The organism is Rhodoferax sp. UBA5149, assembly GCF_002413825.1.
Lineage (GTDB): Bacteria > Pseudomonadota > Gammaproteobacteria > Burkholderiales > Burkholderiaceae_C > Rhodoferax.
The window spans coordinates 13,883-15,022 of the sequence record NZ_DHXT01000200.1 but is presented as its reverse complement, the minus strand read 5'-3'; the positions used below and the strand labels follow the sequence as shown (position 1 = coordinate 15,022).

General features: G+C 66.7%; 1 protein-coding gene. It reads left to right on the top strand.

Features of this window, described 5'->3' with window-relative positions; translation table 11 throughout:
- A partial coding sequence (locus B3V69_RS18040) for an Hsp70 family protein (RefSeq protein WP_296448446.1) occupies positions 1-1,130 on the top strand: 1,130 nt, incomplete at its 5' end.
- Positions 1,131-1,140: the final 10 nt, after the last annotated feature.

Below are 1,140 nucleotides of genomic sequence, written 5' to 3'. Positions count from 1 at the left end.
TGTTTTTCTCCAACGAAACGCACAGCACCCTGTTCGGCAGCCAGGCCATGCAAGCCTACCTCGGCGGCACCGAGGGGCGGCTGATGCGCTCCATCAAAAGCCTGCTGGGCAGTAAGCTGATGGACGAACACACGGTGGTGGGCGGCCAGTCGGTGCGCTTTTTTGACATCGTGGTGCTGTTTTTCAAGGAGCTCAAGGCCCGCTGCGAGGCCCATGTCGGCCACACCATTGACAGCGCCATGCTGGGCCGCCCGGTGCATTTTGTCGATGACGACGCCGAACGCGATGCGCTGGCCCACGCCACGCTGGGGCGCGCGGCACGAGAAGCGGGCTTTGCCCACATCGACTTTCAGTTGGAGCCGATTGCCGCCGCGTTTGACTTCGAGCAGCGCATCAGCCGCGAGACCACGGCGCTGGTGGTCGACATTGGTGGCGGCACCTCCGACTTCACCGTGATCCGCCTGGACCCAACGCGGCGCCAGAACACCGACCGCGCCCGCGATATCCTGGCCACCACCGGCGTGCACCTGGGCGGCACCGACTTCGATCGCCTGCTCGACCTCGGCCACGTCATGCCCTTGCTGGGATACCGCCACCTCGGACCGGGCGGGCGCCCGCTACCCAACAGCGTGTTTTTTGACCTCTCGACCTGGCATTTGATTCACCACGCCTATTCGCGCAAGAGCATGCACTTTGCCCGCGAGCTGTGGACCTCCTACACCGACCTGGCGCTGCATGCGCGCCTGATGCAGGTGCTGCAAGGCCACCACGGGCACCGCATCCTGGCGGGGGTCGAAGCGGCCAAGATCGCCTGCTCCATCTCCCACGACAGCGCGGCGGTGACGCTGGAATTCCTGGACGCGGCGTCGGCACCGGTCATCACGCCGCACAGCATGGGCGAGGCGCTGGCCCAGCCGCTGGCCCAGGTCGTGCAATGCGCCTTGCAGTGTGTGCAGGCCTCGGGTCTGGCAGCCGTGGACGTGGTGTACCTGACCGGCGGCTCGTCCGCGCTCACGCCACTGATGGACGCGCTGCAGGCCGCCCTGCCGGGCGCCGCCTTGGTGCAGGGCGAGCGCTTTGGCGGCGTGGCGGCCGGACTGGCTTATGCCGGCGCCCTCAAACGCTCTTGAATTGATAGCT